Source organism: Micromonospora sp. NPDC000089 (assembly GCF_042899365.1).
In the GTDB taxonomy this organism is placed as follows: domain Bacteria; phylum Actinomycetota; class Actinomycetes; order Mycobacteriales; family Micromonosporaceae; genus Micromonospora.
Window position 1 is genome coordinate 186,887 of the sequence record NZ_JBIAZT010000008.1, and the last position, 16,320, is coordinate 203,206.

A 16,320-nucleotide genomic window follows, 5' to 3' on the forward strand; every position below is an offset into this window, starting at 1 on the left:
CTCGTGTAGCTAGAAATTCTAGCTAGTGGGGGAGGACGAGATGCGCAGCGAGGGCCGCGGGCGCTGGTGGGGACTGCTCGCCATCAGCCTGGGCGTCGCGATGATCATCGTGGACGCGACGATCGTGAACGTCGCCGTCCCGCAGATCATCCGCGACCTGGAGATCACCTCCACCGACGCGCAGTGGGTGCAGGAGGCGTACACCCTGGTCTTCGCGGCCCTGCTGCTGGTGGCCGGCCGGTACGCCGACCGCACCGGACGCCGGCGGATGTTCGTCGTCGGGGTGACCGTCTTCGTGGCGGCGAGCGTGCTCGCCGCGCTGGCCGGATCCGGCGAGACGCTGATCGCCTCCCGGGTGCTGCAGGGCGTCGGCGGGGCGATGATGCTGCCGACCTCGCTGTCGCTGCTCAACGCCAACTTCACCGGCCGGGAGCGGGGGATCGCCTTCGCCGTCTGGGGCTCCACCATCGGCGGCGCGGCGGCCCTCGGGCCGCTGCTCGGCGGCTGGCTGACCACCACGTACTCCTGGCGGTGGGCCTTCGGCATCAACGTGCCGGTCGGCATCGCCGTGGTGGTCGGCACGCTGGCCCTGGTCGCCGAGTCCCGGGACGACCGGGCGGAGCGCGGCGCCGACCTGCTGGGCGCGCTGCTGTCGGTGGTCGGGATGACCGGCGTGGTGTTCGCCCTGATCGAGGGGCGCACCTACGGCTGGTGGCAGCGGGAGAAGCCGTTCAACCTGTTCGGGCTGGACTGGACCGCGTCGATCTCCCCGGTGCCGGTGGCCGGGCTGCTCGGGCTGGCCGCGCTCGGGGTGTTCCTGGCGTACCAGGTGCGGCGCAACCGGGCCGGTCGGGCGGCGCTGCTCGACCTGTCGCTGTTCGGCATCGGTTCGTTCCGCAACGGCATCACCGCCGCCGCGATCGTCAGCCTCGGCGAGTTCGGCCTGCTCTTCGCGCTGCCGCTGTGGTTCCAGAACGTGCTCGGCTACAGCGCCTTCCGCACCGGCCTGGCGCTGTTGCCGCTCGCCGTGGGCAGCTTCCTGGCCAGCGGCCTGGGCGCGCCGCTGACCCGGCGGTGGGGCCCGGCCCGGGTGGTCCAGCTCGGCGTCGCCGCCGAGCTGCTCGGCGTCGCCGGGCTCGGGCTCGTCGTCGCGCCGGACACCCGCTGGTGGGCCCCGGTCGGCTTCCTCTTCCTGTACGGCGTCGGCGTCGGCCTGGCCACCGCGCAGCTGACCGGCGTCTCCCTCGCCGAGGTGCCGGTGCGCCGCAGTGGCCAGGGCTCCGGCCTGCAGAGCACCGCCCGGCAGATCGGCTCGGCGCTGGGCATCGCGGTGCTCGGCACGGTGCTCTTCGCCAGCCTGGGCGGCATCCTCGGCGACCGGCTGGCCGACCGGGCCGAGCTGGCCCCGGCCCAGCGCGACCAGGTGGTCGCCGCGGTCAAGGAGAGCGCCGGCGCGGCGATCACCGGGCTGGCCGCCGACCCGCGTACCGCCCCGATCGCCGACGAGGCGAAGACCGCCTTCTCCGACGCCACCCGGTACGCCGCGTTCGCGGCCGCCGGCTTCCTGCTGATCGGCCTGGTCGCCTGTGCCCGGCTGCCCCGGGTCGGCGCGGACACCACCGGCGCCCCGCCCGCCGCCGAGGAGAAGGTGGCCGCCTGAACCGCGACGGCCCGGGCCACCCGCCGGTCGGCGAGCGGCCCGGGCCGTTGCTGGCTCACCAGCTGGTGGGCAGCGGCATCCCCTCGGTGTAGCCGGCCGTGCTCTGCACCCCGACCAGGGCGTTCTCGTGGAACTCGGCCAGGTTGCGGGCGCCGGCGTAGGTGAACGCGCTGCGCACCCCGGAGATGATCTCGTCGATCAGGTCCTCGACACCGGGCCGGGTCTTGTCCAGGTACATCCGGGCGGTGGAGATGCCCTCCTCGAAGATCGCCTTCCGGGCCCGGTCGAACGCGCTGTCCTCCGCGGTACGCGCGCTGACCGCCCGGGCGGACGCCATCCCGAAGCTCTCCTTGTACCGCCGACCGTCCGCGTCGGTGTAGAGATCGCCCGGAGACTCGTAGGTTCCGGCGAACCAGGAGCCGACCATCACGTTGGACGCGCCGGCCGCCAGCGCCAGCGCGACGTCCCGGGGGTGCCGGACACCGCCGTCGGCCCAGACGTGCCGGCCCAGCGCGCGGGCCGCCGCGGCGCAGTCGAGCACCGCGGAGAACTGCGGCCGGCCGACGCCGGTCATCATCCGGGTGGTGCACATCGCGCCCGGCCCGACGCCGACCTTGACGATGTCGGCGCCCGCCTCGACCAGGTCGCGCACCCCCTCGGCGGTGACCACGTTGCCCGCCGCGACCGGCACCGCCGGGTCGAGCTTGCGGACCGCCCGCAGCGCCGAGATCATCCGCTCCTGGTGGCCGTGCGCGGTGTCCACCACCAGGGTGTCCACCCCGGCGGCGAGCAGCGCCTCGGCCTTGCCGGTCACGTCACCGTTGATCCCGACGGCGGCCGCGATCCGCAGCCGGCCCCGGTCGTCGACCGCCGGCCGGTAGAGCGTGGCGCGCAGCGCGCCCTGCCGGGTCAGCACCCCGACCAGCCGGCCCTCGGCGTCCACCACCGGGGCCAGCCGGCGGCGACCGGCGGAGAGCCGGTCGAAGCCGGTACGCGGGTCGGCGTCCGCCGGCACGGTGTGCAGCTCGGTCGACATCACGTGCCGCAGCTGGGCGAACCGGTCCACCCCGACGGTGTCCGCCTCGGTCACCACGCCCAGCGGTCGCTCCTGCTCGTCGATCACGATCACCGCGCCGTGCGACCGCTTCGGCAGCAGGTGGATGGCGTCGCCGACGGTGTCGGTCGGGCCGAGCGTGATCGCCGTGTCGTGCACCAGGTGCCGCTGCTTGACCCAGGCGACGACGTTCGCCACCACCTCGATCGGGATGTCCTGCGGGATGACCGCGATCGCGCCCCGGCGGGCGACCGTCTCGGCCATCCGTCGGCCGGCCACCGCGGTCATGTTCGCCACCACCAGCGGAATGGTGGTGCCGGTGCCGTCGCCGGCGGACAGGTCGACGTCGAGCCGGGAGCCCACCTCGGAGCGGTTGGGCGCCATGAAGACGTCGTTGTAGGTCAGGTCGTGCGCGGGGACCGCGCCATGAAGGAACCGCACGCGGCCATCATTCCCGCTCGTCGGCCGTCCCGCCGCCGCTGGTGGCCGAAACCACCCCCGTTCCGTAGGTCGACGCCGCCCCGCCGGCCCCGCACCAACGCGGGCGGGTGGGCCGGCCGCCGGGCTGCCGTCCGCACGGCGGTGGTCTGGAAGGCGGGTGAACCAGCGTGATGTCCTCGCCGGCCGCACCCCCGGTCGCCGACTGCCTTTGCTCTGCTGCCACCGACGCGACAGTGGCACTCTGTGATGCCTCTTACTCGGGCTGCGGGATCGCTCATTTCAGGAGACCCAGCTCAGACCGCCGTTGCGTCGGTGGCAGCAGAGCAAAGGCGCGACGCGGGCGCCGCGGCGCCCTGCGGCTTCCGCACGCAGAGTCACATTGCGCTCCGATTGCACAGAGTCCGCCCCTGCCGCCCGCCCCGGCCGCCCGCCCCGGCCGCCCGCGCCGCCCGAGACCCGAGTCCTGGGCGGCGCGCTCGCCGCCACCTTCTCCGCTCACGCCCCACCGACGACGGTCACCGGCCCGGCGGGCGGCGGGCGGCGGGTCAGGCGATGGTGCAGATGGTGGCGCCGGCGGTGATGGCGGCGCCGACCTCGGCCGCGAGGCCGCTGACCGTGCCGGCCTTGTGGGCGTGCAGGGGCTGCTCCATCTTCATCGCCTCCAGCACCACCACCAGGTCGCCCTCGGCGACGGTGTCACCCTCGGCCACGGCGATCTTGACGATGGTGCCCTGCATCGGGGAGGCGAGCGCGTCGCCGCTGACCGCGGCGCTGGCCTTGGCCCCGCCGCCGCGGCGGGCCGGCTTCCTCGCGGCGGGTGCCGCGGTGGTCGTACCCGCGCCGAGGCCGGCGGGCAACACCACCTCGAGCCGCTTGCCGCCCACCTCGACCACGACGGTCTCGCGCTCGGCCGGCGCCTCGGCGCCGCCGGCGGCGGCGGTGAACGCCGGCACGGTGTTGTCGAAATCGGTCTCGATCCACCGGGTGTGCACGGTGAACGGCTCGGCGGTGAACGCCTCGTCCCGCACCACCAGCCGGTGGAACGGCAGCGCGGTGGCCATGCCGTCGACGACCATCTCGTCCAGCGCCCGGCGGGCCCGCTCCAGCGCCTCGGTCCGCGTCTCGCCGACGATGATCACCTTGGCCAGCAGCGAGTCGAAGTTGCCACCGATCACGTCGCCGGCCGAGATGCCGGTGTCGACCCGTACGCCGGGGCCGGTGGGCAGCCGCAGCGCGGTAACCGTGCCCGGGGCGGGCAGGAAGTTGCGGCCCGGGTCCTCGCCGTTCATCCGGAATTCGATGGCGTGCCCGCGCGGGGTCGGGTCCTCGGTGAACCGCAGCTTCTCGCCGTCGGCGATCCGGAACTGCTCGCGGACCAGGTCGATGCCGGCGGTCTCCTCGGTGACCGGGTGCTCGACCTGGAGCCGGGTGTTGACCTCCAGGAAGGAGATGGTGCCGTCCGCGCCGACCAGGTACTCCACCGTGCCGGCGCCGTGGTAGCCGGCCTCCCGGCAGATCGCCTTCGCGCTGTCGTGGATCTGCGCGCGCTGCGCGTCGGTGAGGAACGGCGCGGGGGCCTCCTCGACCAGCTTCTGGTGCCGGCGCTGCAGCGAGCAGTCCCGGGTGCCCACCACGATCACGTTGCCGTGCTGGTCAGCCAGCACCTGCGCCTCGACGTGCCGGGGCTTGTCCAGGTACCGCTCGACGAAGCACTCGCCCCGGCCGAACGCGGCGACCGCCTCGCGGGTGGCCGACTCGAACAGGTGCGGGATCTCCTCCATCGTGCGGGCGACCTTCAGGCCGCGCCCGCCGCCGCCGAAGGCCGCCTTGATGGCCACCGGCAGGCCGTGCTCGGCGGCGAAGGCGAGCACCTCGTCCGGGCCGGCGACCGGGTCGGGGGTGCCGGGGACCAGCGGCGCGCCGGCGCGCTGGGCGATGTGCCGGGCGGTCACCTTGTCGCCGAGGTCGCGGATCGCCTGCGGGGTCGGGCCGATCCAGGTAAGCCCGGCGTCCAGCACCGCCTGGGCGAAGTCTGCGTTCTCGGAGAGGAAGCCGTAGCCGGGGTGCACCGCGTCGGCGCCGGCCCGCGCGGCCACGTCGATCAGCTTGTCGATCCGCAGGTAACTGTCGGCCGCGGTCTCCCCGCCCAGGGCGTACGCTTCGTCGGCGAGGGTGACGTGCAGCGCGTCCCGGTCGGAGTCGGCGTAGACGGCGACGCTGGCCAGGCCGGCGTCGCGGCAGGCGCGGATGACGCGGACGGCGATCTCGCCGCGGTTGGCGATGAGTACCTTGCGCACCTCGGTGGCTCCTCCCAGGGTCGTTGGACCGGAGTGTATCGGCCACCCTGATCGCCCTAACGATCGCTCAGTGTGGGATGCCGCACTGTCCCGCCACCTCGGTCGGCCGAAGCCCTGTAGTCAAACTTGGCTATTACGCTTGTGGCATGTCTGCCACCCGGATGATGATCCTCGGCCTGGTGCGCTGGATGCAGCCGGTGCACGGCTACGACGTGCGCCGCGAGCTGCTCAGCTGGAACGCCGACCGGTGGGCGAACGTGCAACCGGGGTCGATCTACCACGCCCTGCGCAAGCTCACCGAGGAGGGCCTGCTACGGACGGTCGCCACCGAGCAGGTGGGCGCCCGGCCGGCCCGCACCACGTACGAGGTGACCGCGAAGGGCGAGGACGAGTTCGAGTCGTTGCTGCGCGGGCACTGGTGGCGGCTGCACGAGGTGCCGGACCCGTTCACCGCGGCCTTCTGCTTCCTGCCGGCGCTGCCCCGGGAGGAGGCGGCGGCCGCGCTGCGCAACCGGTCCACCCAGCTCGGCGCGGGGGTGGAGTGGATGCGTGCGGCGCTGGAGTCGGACTGGGTGCGCGGGACCAAGCCGGTGCACGTGGCCTGGATGTTCGAGCTCTGGATGGCCCGGGCAGAGGCGGAACGGCAGTGGTGCGAGCGGATCGCCGAGCGGATCGAGTCGGGGGTGTCGTACCTGCCTGATGGGGTGGAGCGCGCGGAGGGATGGGCCGGGTGGGAGAGCCGGCTGCCCGAGCGCCACGACACGCAATAATCAACGTTGACCATAGAAGCTATATCGCGTTAGCCTACTCGCGGCACAACGGCCCGCCATGACCAGGAGCAGACCATGATTCAGACCAGGGGGTTGCGGAAGTCGTTCCGCTCCCGTCAGGGTCGCCAGTCCAAGACGGTCGACGCCGTGCGCGGCGTGGATCTCGACGTCACCGCGGGGGAGATCTTCGGCTTCCTCGGCCCCAACGGCGCCGGCAAGACCACCACCCTGCGGATGCTCGCCACCCTCATCGAGCCGGACGGCGGCGAGGCCACCATCGCCGGCGCCGACCTGCGCAAGGACCCGGCCGAGGTGCGCCGCCGGATCGGCTACGTCCCGCAGGGCGGCAGCACCTGGGACGAGTCCACCGCCCGCGAGGAGCTGGTGCTGCACGCCCGGATGTACGGCATCGGCAAGGCCGACGCGCAGCGCCGCGCGGTCCGCGCGCTGGAGGCGTTCCAGCTCATCGAGTACGCCGACCGCAAGTGCAGGACGTACTCCGGCGGTCAGCGGCGCCGGGTGGAGATCGCGCTCGGCATCATCCACGACCCGAAGGTCGTCTTCCTGGACGAGCCGACCACCGGCCTCGACCCGCAGAGCCGCGCCCACATGTGGGACGAGATCCGCCGGCTGCGCACCGAGGGGATGACCGTCTTCATCACCACCCACTACCTCGACGAGGCCGACGCCCTCTGCGACCGGATCGCGATCATGGACAACGGCGAGGTGGTCGCCGAGGGCACCCCGGGCGAGTTGAAGCGGGAGATCTCGGGCGACGTGGTCCTGGTCGGCCTCGACCTGGCCGGCACCCCGCAGGCGGCCCAGGCGCTCGACGGTGAGGCGTACGTCAACAAGCTGGAGACCGCCGACGAGGGCGGCCTGCGGCTCTACGTCGACGAGGGCGCCACCGCGATCCCGCAGGTGCTGCGCCGGCTCGACCACGCCGGGCTCCAGCTGCGCTCGATCGAGCTGCACCGGCCCAGCCTCGACGACGTCTTCCTCACCAAGACCGGCCGCTCGCTGCGCGAGTCCTGAGACACCGGAGACCTGATCATGAAGCTCCTCCGTGACACCTGGCTGATCTTCCAGCGCCAGATCCAGCTGCTGCTGCGCAACCCCGTCTGGGTCTTCGTCGGCGTCTTCCAGCCGGTGATGTACCTGCTGCTGTTCGCCCCGCTGCTCAAGCCGGCCCTCAACGCCCCCACCCAGGCCGCCGCCTACAAGATCTTCGTACCCGGCCTGCTGGTGCTGCTGGCCATCTTCGGCGGCCTGTTCCAGGGCTTCGGCCTGATCGCCGAGCTGCGCGCCGGGGTGATCGAACGCTCCCGGGTCACCCCGATCAGCCGGCTCGCCCTGCTGCTCGGCCGCTCGCTGCGGGACGTCGTCTCGCTGATCGTCCAGGCGGTGATCATCACCCTGCTGGCGCTCCTGTTCGACCTGCGGGTGTTCATCGGCGACCTGCTGCTGGCGTACCTGATGCTGGCCCTGATCGCGCTGATGACATCGGCCGTCTCCTACGGCGTCGCGCTCAAGGTCAAGAGCGAGGACGCGCTGGCCCCGCTGATGAACACGGTCGCCCAGCCGGTGCTGCTGCTCTCCGGCATCCTGCTGCCGCTCACCTTCGCGCCCGGCTGGCTGCAGGGCGTCGCCGACTGGAACCCGTTCTCCTGGGCGGTCGACGGCACCCGGGCGCTGTTCGCCGGCGACCTGGGCAACGACAAGGTCTGGCAGGGGCTGACGATCATCGCCGTGCTCGCCGCCGCCGGCGTCTTCTGGGCGGCCCGGCAGTTCGCCCGCAGCGTGCGCTGACCGGTGGAGAGAGTTGCCTCTCACCACCGCCGGGGCGCCGGCCGAGCGCTTGTAGCGTAAGGCCGGTGCCCCGCCTCACCCGTGACAAGACCACCTGGCTGACCTACGCCCAGTTGGGCCTCTGGGGCTTCTTCCTCTACGGCTTCGGCCCGGTCGTCCCGCTGCTGCGCGACGAGCAGGGCACCAGCGCCGCCGTCGCCGGCCTGCACAGCACCGCCGTCGCGGCCGGCGCGCTGCTCGGCGGGGCACTCTTCGCCCCGCTCGCCCGCCGGCACGGCCGGGGCGTCGCCACCTGGATCGGCCTGGCCGGCGTGGCCGCCGGGGTCGCCGCGTTCGGCCTGCTCCGCCCGCTGCCGGCGACCCTCGCCGCGGTCGTGGTGATCGCCACCGCCGGCATGATGGTGATCAGCGGCGTCTCCGTGGTGCTCACCGCCCGGCACGGCCCGGCCGCCCCCGCCGCGCTGACCGAGGCGAACGCCGCCTGCGCCGGGATGGGCATCCTCGCCCCGCTGGTGATCGGCGCCAGCGTCGACGCCGGGCTCGGCTGGCGGCCGGTGATGGCCGTCGAGGTCGGGCTGATCGCGCTGGTCGCGCTCGCCGCCCGCACCTTTCGGGTACGCCCGGCGAAGGCCGCCCCCGCTACCGCGGCTGCCGACGCCCCGGTCGGGGTGACCGCCTCCGCCGTGGCGGAAGCCGCCCCGTCGGCCGTCGCCGCCGGTTCGCGTCCTGGTGTTTCGGTTGGCGCCTCGACGGCCGGGCGTGGTGCGGGCCGGTTGCCGCGGGCGTACTGGATCGCCTGGGCGCTGATGTCGTTCACCGGCTCGATCGAGGTCTGCCTGTCGCTGTGGACCGCGGACGTGCTCCGCTCGCACGCCGGCCTGAGCGCCGCCGGGGCGTCCGCGGCCGTGGCCGCGATCGTCTGCGGGATGTTCCTCGGCCGGCTCGTCGGTGGGCGGGTCGCCCTGCGCTGGGCGCCCGTGCCGCTACTGCTCGCCGCGCTGACCGTGTCGCTGGCCGGGTTCACCCTCTTCTGGCTGGCCACGGTGGCTTGGCTGGCGGTCGCCGGGCTGGTGGTGCTGGGGCTGGGCAACGCGCTGCACTACCCGCTGGCGATCTCCATCGCGCTGGCCGTCGCCGGGCCGGCCGCGGACAAGGCGGCCGGCTGGTCGTCGTACTCGATGGCGGTGGGTTTCGGGATCGCGCCGGTGGCGCTGGGCGCGGTGGCCGACGGGGTCGGACCTCACCTGGCCTTCCTGGCGCTGCCCGGCTTCATCGCCGCGGCCGTGCTGCTCACCGTGCGCCTGGGCCGCGCCCTGCGCCCGACCGCCGCCCCCGCCACGGTCATCGCCTGAGTCCCGCCCAGCGGCCGGCCGCCCCTGCCGCGGCCTTCGCCCGAGCCCCGCGCCCGGCGGCGGCTCGGGCGAGCGGCGGGTGAGGGCGGCGGGCGGTACCGGTGAGCCGGTCAGCGCACCCGGGCCAGGGTGACGCCGTCGGCGATGGACAGCATCACCGCGTCGACCCGCACGTCCGCCAGCACCTCGTCGTTGAACGCGGCGACCGCCCGGTCGGCGGCGTTCTGCGGGGCGATCACCCGGCCGCCGCGAAGCGTGTTGTCCACCGCGATGACGCCGCCGGAGCGCATCCGGGGCACCAGCTCCGCCCAGTAGACCGGGTACCCGGTCTTGTCCGCGTCGATGAACGCGAAGTCCAGGTGCGGCTCGTGCGGTAATTCACGCAGCGTCTCGGCGGCCGGGCCGATCCGCAGCGAGATCCGGTCGGCCACCCCGGCGCGCGCCCAGTACGACCTGGCGACGGCGGTGAACTCCTCGGAGATGTCGAAGCAGGTCAGCCGGCCGTCCTCGGGCATGCCCCGGGCGATCGCCAGCGCGGAGAGACCGGTGAAGGTGCCCACCTCGACCGCCCGCCGCACGCCGAGCAGCCGGGTCAGGAAGGTCAGGAAGGCGGCCTGTTCCGGGGCGACCTGCATGTCGGCGTCGTCGGGGAGGAGCGCGCGGGTCTCCGCCGCCAGGTCGCGGATGATCTCGTCTGGCGGGGAGCCGTGCGCGACGAGGTAGGCGTGCAGCTCCGGGGTCAACGGCAGTGGCTTCGTGCTCATGACCGGACGCTAACCCAGATCCTCGACCTCCTGGCCGCCCGGCGCGACCTTCGTCCACAGTTCGGTGATGCTGAGGCCGAGGTCAGCCAGCAGCCGGCGCAGCAGCGGCAGCGACAGCCCGACCACGGTGCCCGCGTCCCCCTCGATGCCGGTGAGGAACGCCCCGCCGATCCCGTCGATGGTGAACGCGCCGGCCACCGCCAGCGGCTCACCGGTCGCCACGTACGCCTCGATCTCGTCGTCGCTGATGTCGGCGAAGTGCACAGTCGTCGAGGCGACCGCTTCCGCCCGCGCCTCCCGCGAGACGTCGATCAGGCTGTGCCCGGTGTGCAGCACCCCGCTGCGCCCGCGCATCCGCCGCCAGCGCTGGACGGCGTCGGTCGCGTCCACCGGCTTGCCGAGGATCTCGCCGTCGAAGGCGAGCACCGAGTCGCAGCCGAGCACCAGCGTCCGCTCGTCCGGGGTGGGGCGCAGCCGGCCCAGCACCGCCTGCGCCTTGAGCCGGGCCAGCTCCAGGCAGAGATCCTCGGCCCGCTCGGCGGTCACCGTCGACTCGTCGACCCCGCTGACCAGCACGTCCGGCTCGATGCCGGCGGCCCGCAGCAGCTTGCGGCGAGCGGGGCTCTGGGAGGCGAGGACGAGGCGCAGCGGCAGCGAGTTCGGCACCCGGCCGACGTTACCGGCTGATCCGCGGCGGCGGATCGTCGGCACGTCGGCGCCGCCGCCAGACCAGGTAACCGGCGCCGGCGGCGACCAGCACGCCGAGAGTGGCCAGGCCACGGGTCGTGGCGCCGTCGTCGTGGCTGTTCGCCGGCTCAGCGACCGCCGTCGTGATGGTGGCCGCGCTCGGGGCGGGCGCACCGGTTGCCGGTGGGGCGGACATCGTCGTGTCCGGGTCCGCGGTCAGCGCGGCGACGATGTCGATGACCCCGTAGCCGTACTCGTCGTCCTTACCGGGTGGGCCCTTGTCGACTGCGGTTGCCTTGATGCGGTTGGCCACCTGGTCGGCGGACAGGTTCGGGTACTTCGAGCGGATCAGCGCGGCGGCGCCGGCGACGATCGCGGTGGCGTCGGAGGTGCCGGTGCCCTTGCGGTACTTCCCGTCGATGCTGGTGCTGTAGATGTCGACAGCGGGGGCGACGACGTCGATCTTCGACCCAGTTACCGAGACGGCAGCGTGGTTCCCATTCCGATCGACACCGCCGACCGAAAGCACGCCCGGGTATGCCGCCGGATATTCGATGCCTGAACTCACCGGAACATTGCCTGCACTCGCGACGACCAAAATGTCCGCTTGGCTGGCCTCGCTTAATGCCTCCTGAAGCGAGGGTGTGTCAGGGTAGCCGGCGGAGATGCTGATTATGTCGACGTCCCTCCGAACCGCGGACCTAATAGCCACAGACATGTCGTCGACGCGTCCAAAGTTTTCTTTGATTTTGAATCTAATCGGACAGATCTTTGCTTTTGGTGCTATTCCCAGGGCGCCGCCATTGCCGTTGTGGCCGTGCGCAGATATTAATCCGGACATTCCGGTGCCGTGGCCATCGGCATCTTGGCGGCCGTCGCCGCTTCCGCCGGGGACAGCATCTTCTCCCGGCAACAGGTTGCGGACGAGGTCTGGATGCGGCTCGACGCCTGTATCCACAACGGCAATGGTCACCCCCTGGCCCTGGCTTATTCGGTGGGCCTGGGAGATCCTGAGGTACTGGAGGTGCCATTGATTGGCGCGTAGACGATCTCCGGTTAACGGTCCCACTTCAGGCGCAGGTGACGGGATTGCCGCAGCTATTACACTTGAAGCGAGAAGAAACAGAAGCGATCTGCCCGTACTGGTGAAAATCATCGGTCAAATCCGATGGCTGGACCTGGATCATCCGGTCCATGATCTTCAGGTGGTCGCACCACCGGGTCTACCCCCTCTTCCACCTCCCACGGGCTGTCGGGGTCCCAGTGGCGCTTGTCTTCGTCGTCTCGGTCTCGTCGCGTTGGCCGCATCGAGCCGTACCCGTGGCCTGGTAACCCTGCCGAGTTGCTGTGGGTGGTAGAACTGCCGGATCCAGGCGCTCCGCCCACGGGGGAAACGCCGTGCGTAACTCCGGACCTACCTGCTCCGGGACGTGACCCGGCGCCTCCAGTTGGAGCGGTGCCAGCCCCGCCGCCGCCGATGACGCCGCCAACTGGGTTGACCCTCCGAGGCGTTCCAGCCCCGAGGCCGGGTGGGCCGATTCCCATGCCTGGTGTTCCACCGATAAGCCCGCCGGGCAGCAGTGGGCGAGTGACACTGCGGGGTAGCTCGCCATTCGCTATAGGGCGCGCGTTCAGTGGTGTCTGACCCGGCACTGGTCTCGTACTCGCTGCTCGACCGTTGCTACTTCCCGAGAGAGGCGGCAAACCGGGGGGCATGCCTAGGTTCGTGCCCGGGGACGGCGAGGGTGCCGGTGGCCCAGGGGGGCCGGTGGTGATGGCCGTTGGGGCCGGGCCGGCGCTGGCGCCACCGAGGATCGGACCCGCACCCGGGCTCACGCCGCCTCCCATGACCCGCCCGGCATGTGATGGCGACGCCGCCCCTATGACCGGCCCCGCGGCCGGGGGTGCCGGCGTCGATGCGGCTTGGGGTGGGCTGACGGGTCGGGTGATCGAGCTATTACTGCCTGAGGTGGCAAGTGGAACCGGAACTATCGCCGGGATGGAAGGTGGCGTGGTGCCGCTCCCGTAGACGTCGACGTCATGTTCGAATACGGGCTTTGGAGGGGGAGGCGTCCGAAGCATTACCTGGGCTTGTTGGAGTTCGCCGCTGAGCCCGAACATCACCCCGCGCGCCTGCACGTTCAACCGCTCCAGGTCGGCGTCCGTGACCGGCGGGTCCACCACCCGGCTGCCGGCGGCTGCCTTCGGGTCGGCGAGGGTCGCCTCGTACCCGCGCTTCTGCTCCAGCTTGGTGCTGTACTCCTCGTACAGTCGCTTGATCTCCGGCCGGCTGCCGTCGATGGCGCGGGCGGCGGCGGAGAGCGCCTCCAGGTTGGCGGCGGCCGAGTCGTGGGTGGCCTGCACCTGCTCGATGAGCGAGTCCAGCTCGCCGACGTACGCCCGGGCGGCGGCGTTGGTCTCCGGCGGCCACGCGGCGGCGAGGCCGCGACGGTATTCCTGGAGGCGGCTCAGGTGGGTCCGGGAGAGGTCGCAGACCTTGTGCCAGCCGGAGACCTGCCGCCAGTGACCGGTGGTGTCGTGGTCCTTGACGCAGGCCCACATGCTGGCCACGTCCATCAGTTGCCAGTCGGTGAGGCCGGACGTCCGGCCGCTGCCCCGTTCGATCACGAGCGCACCGCCGGGCCACCCCGCTGGGGTACGTCGTCGGTCGGGTTGTCCAGCACCACGGAGTGAGCGCCGGTGGACGCGACGGCGTCGGGCCGGGCCAGGGCGTACTCCACGTCGGTGACCCGCGCGGCGGAGAAGGCGTCGGCCTGCGAGTACTTCGTGGCGATGGTGCTCGCGGCGCCGGCCATGTGGCCGGTCTGGTCGCGCACGGCGTAGACGGCGTCGGCGGTGGCCTGCTGGGTCTGGTGGTGGGCCTGGAGGAACTGCACCAGCTCGATGAAGGCGTCGCAGGGGTTGGGGATGGCGGCCTTCATGTCATCCGTGATGTAGGACAGGTGCGGCGCGTAGTGTCGCTCGACCTCGGCCCGCAGCCGGTCGGCGAACTCGCGCATCTGGCGGATGTCGGCCTCGATGCCTCCGTAGTCGCCCAGCCAGGACGCTGGGCGGTCCTCCTCGGGGATCATCGACCCTCCCTAACCCGTTACGAGCCCGTTTCCCTGAGTGAGGTTAGTGGGTGGACGCCGATCTCGGCAGCCCCGGAACCGGACGGGTCAGCGGGGCAGGCCGGAGACGCGCCACGCGCCGGGACCGGCGGCGTTCGCCGTACCGGCCGGCCGGCCGCTGCGCGCCCAGGCGGAGGCCGGCGCCGGCGCGGGCGCGGCAACCGGGCGGGAGCGGGCCACCAGCACCCCGACGAGTGCGGCCAGCTCATCGGCGGTGGGGACGCCTCGGACGACCGTGAACAGAGGCTGATCGGCAGACATGCCGCCAGCGTACGCGTCGGGAAGTTGACCTTCACCGCTCAATGGCGTGCCGCCGGTGTGAGTGTCGGTGGAGGCGGGTACGGTGCTCACCGATGTCGAACGCGCTGCCCCAACTCGTAGCTGACCGATACCGGCTTCTCTCGCCGCTCGGCCAGGGTGGCATGGGCCGGGTCTGGAAGGCGCGCGACGAGGTGCTGCACCGCGACGTCGCGATCAAGGAGCTGGTCCCGCCGCCCAGCCTCACCGACGACGAGCGCCGCGAGATGCGGGAGCGGTCGCTGCGGGAGGCCCGGGCCATCGCCCGGCTCAACCACGTCAACGTGGTCCGCATCTTCGACGTGCTGCGCACCGACGGTGACCCGTGGATCGTCATGGAGTACGTCGCGTCGAGGTCCCTTCAGGACACTCTCGCCGAGGACGGCCCGGTCACGCCGGCGCGGGCGGTGGAGATCGGCCTCGGCGTGCTCGGCGCGCTGAAGGCGGCGCACAAGGCCGGCGTGATGCACCGCGACATCAAGCCGGGCAATGTGCTGCTCGGTGACGACGGTCGGGTGGTGCTGACCGACTTCGGCCTGGCCACCATCCCGGGCGACCCGAACGTCACCCGCACCGGCATGGTGCTCGGTTCGCCCGCGTACATCGCGCCGGAGCGGGCCAAGGACGGCACCGCCGGGCCGGAGGCCGACCTGTGGTCGCTCGGCGCGACCCTCTACGCGGCGGTCGAGGGCAAGTCCCCGTACGCGCGCCCGTCGGCGATCGCCACCCTGGCCGCCCTGGCCACCGAGCCGCTGCCGCCGCTGAAGAACGCCGGCCCGCTCAAGCCGGTGCTGCAGGGCCTGCTCCAGAAGGACCCGAAGGACCGCATCAACGCCGACACCGCCGAGCGGCTGCTGCGTCGGGCCGCCGGCCGCCGCGCCAAGTCCATCTCACTGCTCGACGGCGTACGCCGGCCGGGGCCGAACGGTCCGCGTGAGCCGCGCCCCCGGGTGGTGCCGGCGCCGCGTCCGGCCGAGGAGAGCATGGACGCGGCGAGCTCCGGTCCGCGCTTCGCCACCGGCTCGGCGGCCGTCGCCGGCGCCGCGGCCGGCGCGACGGCCGCCGACGAGGCCGTCGCCCACGAGTCCGAGGACAGCGCGCCGACCGCCACGGTCGACCCGCCGGCCAGCGACGCCGAGCCCGCAGCCACCCCGGACGCCGATCCGACCGCCAAGCTCGACCGGCCGAAGCCGGTCAACCCCACGTCCGTCATGTCGACGCCGGTCAGCCCACCGGCGCCGCCCGCCGAGCCCCAGCCCGGTTCGGTGTACGACGGGAACGAGCGCGACCACCGGCGGCGCAACCTGCTGATCGGCGCGTTGGTGGCGGTGCTGCTGGTCGGCCTGGCCATCGCCGTGCCGCTGCTGACCAGCGGTGACAACGCCTCGCAGGGTGGGGCGCCGCAGGCCGGCGCGACCTCGGCCGGCCCGGCGCAGTCCTCGACCGACCCGTCGACCTCGGCCGCCTCCTCGGCGCCGTCGGCCGCCGCGCCGCCGGCCCCGGCGACGAGCAGCGCCGCCCCGCCGAGCCCGACCACGCCCGCCCCCGACGCGACCGGCACCAACGCGCCGCTGCCCGCCGGCTGGACGCGGTACCAGCGGGGTGAGTTCTCTGTGCAGCTCCCGCCCGGCTGGAGGTTCACCGGCACCGGCAGGGACAGTTCGGCCATCTTCCGACCCGCCAGTGGCGCCGGCAAGTTGTTGATCCAGTGGGGTGTCAAGCCGCAGAAGGATGCTGTCGCGGACTGGACCCAGCAGGAACCGAACCGGAAGAACCTGGTCCGGAACTACGAGTTCCTCGGCATCAAGCGCTGCAACTGGTACCGCACCTGTGCCGACTGGGAGTGGCGGGAGACGCAGAACGGCACCCGGATCCACGTACGCAACCGTGGTACGGCGACCGCCAGCGATCGCGGCTTCGCCCTCCGCTGGGAGATCCCGGAGTCGCAGTGGAGCGCCAATCTGGCGGCGTTCGACCAGATCGTCAAGGGATTTCAGCCCGATCGGGTCAACTGACCTGCGGTAATCGCGCCGTCGCGAACTTGATTCGCATGACTCT

Annotated in this window: 13 protein-coding genes; 6 read left to right on the forward strand and 7 right to left on the reverse strand. The window is 72.5% G+C overall.

The features are described 5' to 3' along the window. Nucleotides 1-40 precede the first annotated feature (40 nt). On the forward strand, nucleotides 41-1,660 hold the full coding sequence (locus ACFY3U_RS17250; RefSeq protein ID WP_387202026.1) for an MFS transporter: 1,620 nt from the start codon (nucleotides 41-43) through the stop codon (nucleotides 1,658-1,660). A 55-nt stretch (nucleotides 1,661-1,715) separates the two neighbouring features. On the opposite strand, the gene ACFY3U_RS17255 is transcribed toward ACFY3U_RS17250, so the two are convergent. Beyond that, nucleotides 1,716-3,155 carry a GuaB1 family IMP dehydrogenase-related protein gene (locus ACFY3U_RS17255; protein ID WP_387202029.1) on the reverse strand — a complete coding sequence of 480 codons (1,440 nt, stop codon included), beginning with the start codon at nucleotides 3,153-3,155 and terminating at the stop codon, nucleotides 1,716-1,718. A 545-nt stretch (nucleotides 3,156-3,700) separates the two neighbouring features. Next, nucleotides 3,701-5,452, reverse strand: coding sequence for an acetyl/propionyl/methylcrotonyl-CoA carboxylase subunit alpha (locus tag ACFY3U_RS17260; protein ID WP_387202032.1), 1,752 nt, complete (start codon nucleotides 5,450-5,452; stop codon nucleotides 3,701-3,703). A 146-nt stretch (nucleotides 5,453-5,598) separates the two neighbouring features. Here ACFY3U_RS17260 and ACFY3U_RS17265 point away from each other — a divergent pair, with 146 nt between their 5' ends. From ACFY3U_RS17265 to ACFY3U_RS17280, 4 genes are all read left to right on the forward strand, one after another. Continuing rightward, nucleotides 5,599-6,222 carry a PadR family transcriptional regulator gene (locus tag ACFY3U_RS17265; RefSeq protein ID WP_387202035.1) on the forward strand — a complete coding sequence of 208 codons (624 nt, stop codon included), beginning with the start codon at nucleotides 5,599-5,601 and terminating at the stop codon, nucleotides 6,220-6,222. Nucleotides 6,223-6,297: 75 nt separating this feature from the next. After that, nucleotides 6,298-7,257 (forward strand): ATP-binding cassette domain-containing protein, encoded by a 960-nt coding sequence (locus ACFY3U_RS17270; RefSeq protein ID WP_387202038.1) that lies wholly within the window; start codon nucleotides 6,298-6,300, stop codon nucleotides 7,255-7,257. A gap of 18 nt (nucleotides 7,258-7,275) precedes the next feature. After that, complete coding sequence (locus tag ACFY3U_RS17275; protein ID WP_387202041.1) at nucleotides 7,276-8,031, forward strand: ABC transporter permease; 756 nt, start codon at nucleotides 7,276-7,278, stop codon at nucleotides 8,029-8,031. A 65-nt stretch (nucleotides 8,032-8,096) separates the two neighbouring features. Continuing rightward, the gene (locus ACFY3U_RS17280; RefSeq protein WP_387202044.1) at nucleotides 8,097-9,383 is read left to right on the forward strand and encodes an MFS transporter; all 1,287 of its coding nucleotides are present in this window, start codon (nucleotides 8,097-8,099) and stop codon (nucleotides 9,381-9,383) included. Between the two features lie 110 nt (nucleotides 9,384-9,493). On the opposite strand, the gene ACFY3U_RS17285 is transcribed toward ACFY3U_RS17280, so the two are convergent. From ACFY3U_RS17285 to ACFY3U_RS17305, 5 genes are all read right to left on the reverse strand, one after another. Next, nucleotides 9,494-10,147: an O-methyltransferase gene (locus tag ACFY3U_RS17285; RefSeq protein ID WP_387202047.1), complete on the reverse strand. Its 654-nt coding sequence runs from the start codon at nucleotides 10,145-10,147 to the stop codon at nucleotides 9,494-9,496. A gap of 9 nt (nucleotides 10,148-10,156) precedes the next feature. After that, entirely contained in the window at nucleotides 10,157-10,813 is a 657-nt protein-coding gene (locus ACFY3U_RS17290; RefSeq protein WP_387202051.1) for a Maf family protein, read from the reverse strand. Between the two features lie 10 nt (nucleotides 10,814-10,823). Further along, nucleotides 10,824-11,903, reverse strand: coding sequence for a type VII secretion-associated serine protease mycosin (gene mycP, locus ACFY3U_RS17295; protein WP_387202279.1), 1,080 nt, complete (start codon nucleotides 11,901-11,903; stop codon nucleotides 10,824-10,826). A gap of 1,555 nt (nucleotides 11,904-13,458) precedes the next feature. Beyond that, complete coding sequence (locus tag ACFY3U_RS17300; RefSeq protein WP_387202054.1) at nucleotides 13,459-13,926, reverse strand: hypothetical protein; 468 nt, start codon at nucleotides 13,924-13,926, stop codon at nucleotides 13,459-13,461. An 87-nt stretch (nucleotides 13,927-14,013) separates the two neighbouring features. Continuing rightward, nucleotides 14,014-14,226 (reverse strand): acyl-CoA carboxylase subunit epsilon, encoded by a 213-nt coding sequence (locus ACFY3U_RS17305; protein ID WP_387202057.1) that lies wholly within the window; start codon nucleotides 14,224-14,226, stop codon nucleotides 14,014-14,016. A gap of 92 nt (nucleotides 14,227-14,318) precedes the next feature. Here ACFY3U_RS17305 and ACFY3U_RS17310 point away from each other — a divergent pair, with 92 nt between their 5' ends. Further along, entirely contained in the window at nucleotides 14,319-16,277 is a 1,959-nt protein-coding gene (locus ACFY3U_RS17310) for a serine/threonine-protein kinase (RefSeq protein WP_387202060.1), read from the forward strand. Nucleotides 16,278-16,320: the final 43 nt, after the last annotated feature.

Bases quoted from the DNA above. Each gene is read 5' to 3' on its own strand.
- ACFY3U_RS17250 (WP_387202026.1), top strand. From the start codon at position 41: ATGCGCAGCGAGGGCCGCGGGCGCTGGTGGGGACTGCTCGCCATCAGC.
- ACFY3U_RS17265 (WP_387202035.1), top strand. From the start codon at position 5,599: ATGTCTGCCACCCGGATGATGATCCTCGGCCTGGTGCGCTGGATGCAG.
- ACFY3U_RS17270 (WP_387202038.1), top strand. From the start codon at position 6,298: ATGATTCAGACCAGGGGGTTGCGGAAGTCGTTCCGCTCCCGTCAGGGT.
- ACFY3U_RS17275 (WP_387202041.1), top strand. From the start codon at position 7,276: ATGAAGCTCCTCCGTGACACCTGGCTGATCTTCCAGCGCCAGATCCAG.
- ACFY3U_RS17285 (WP_387202047.1), bottom strand. From the start codon at position 10,147: ATGAGCACGAAGCCACTGCCGTTGACCCCGGAGCTGCACGCCTACCTC.
- ACFY3U_RS17300 (WP_387202054.1), bottom strand. From the start codon at position 13,926: ATGATCCCCGAGGAGGACCGCCCAGCGTCCTGGCTGGGCGACTACGGA.
- ACFY3U_RS17305 (WP_387202057.1), bottom strand. From the start codon at position 14,226: ATGTCTGCCGATCAGCCTCTGTTCACGGTCGTCCGAGGCGTCCCCACC.
- ACFY3U_RS17310 (WP_387202060.1), top strand. From the start codon at position 14,319: ATGTCGAACGCGCTGCCCCAACTCGTAGCTGACCGATACCGGCTTCTC.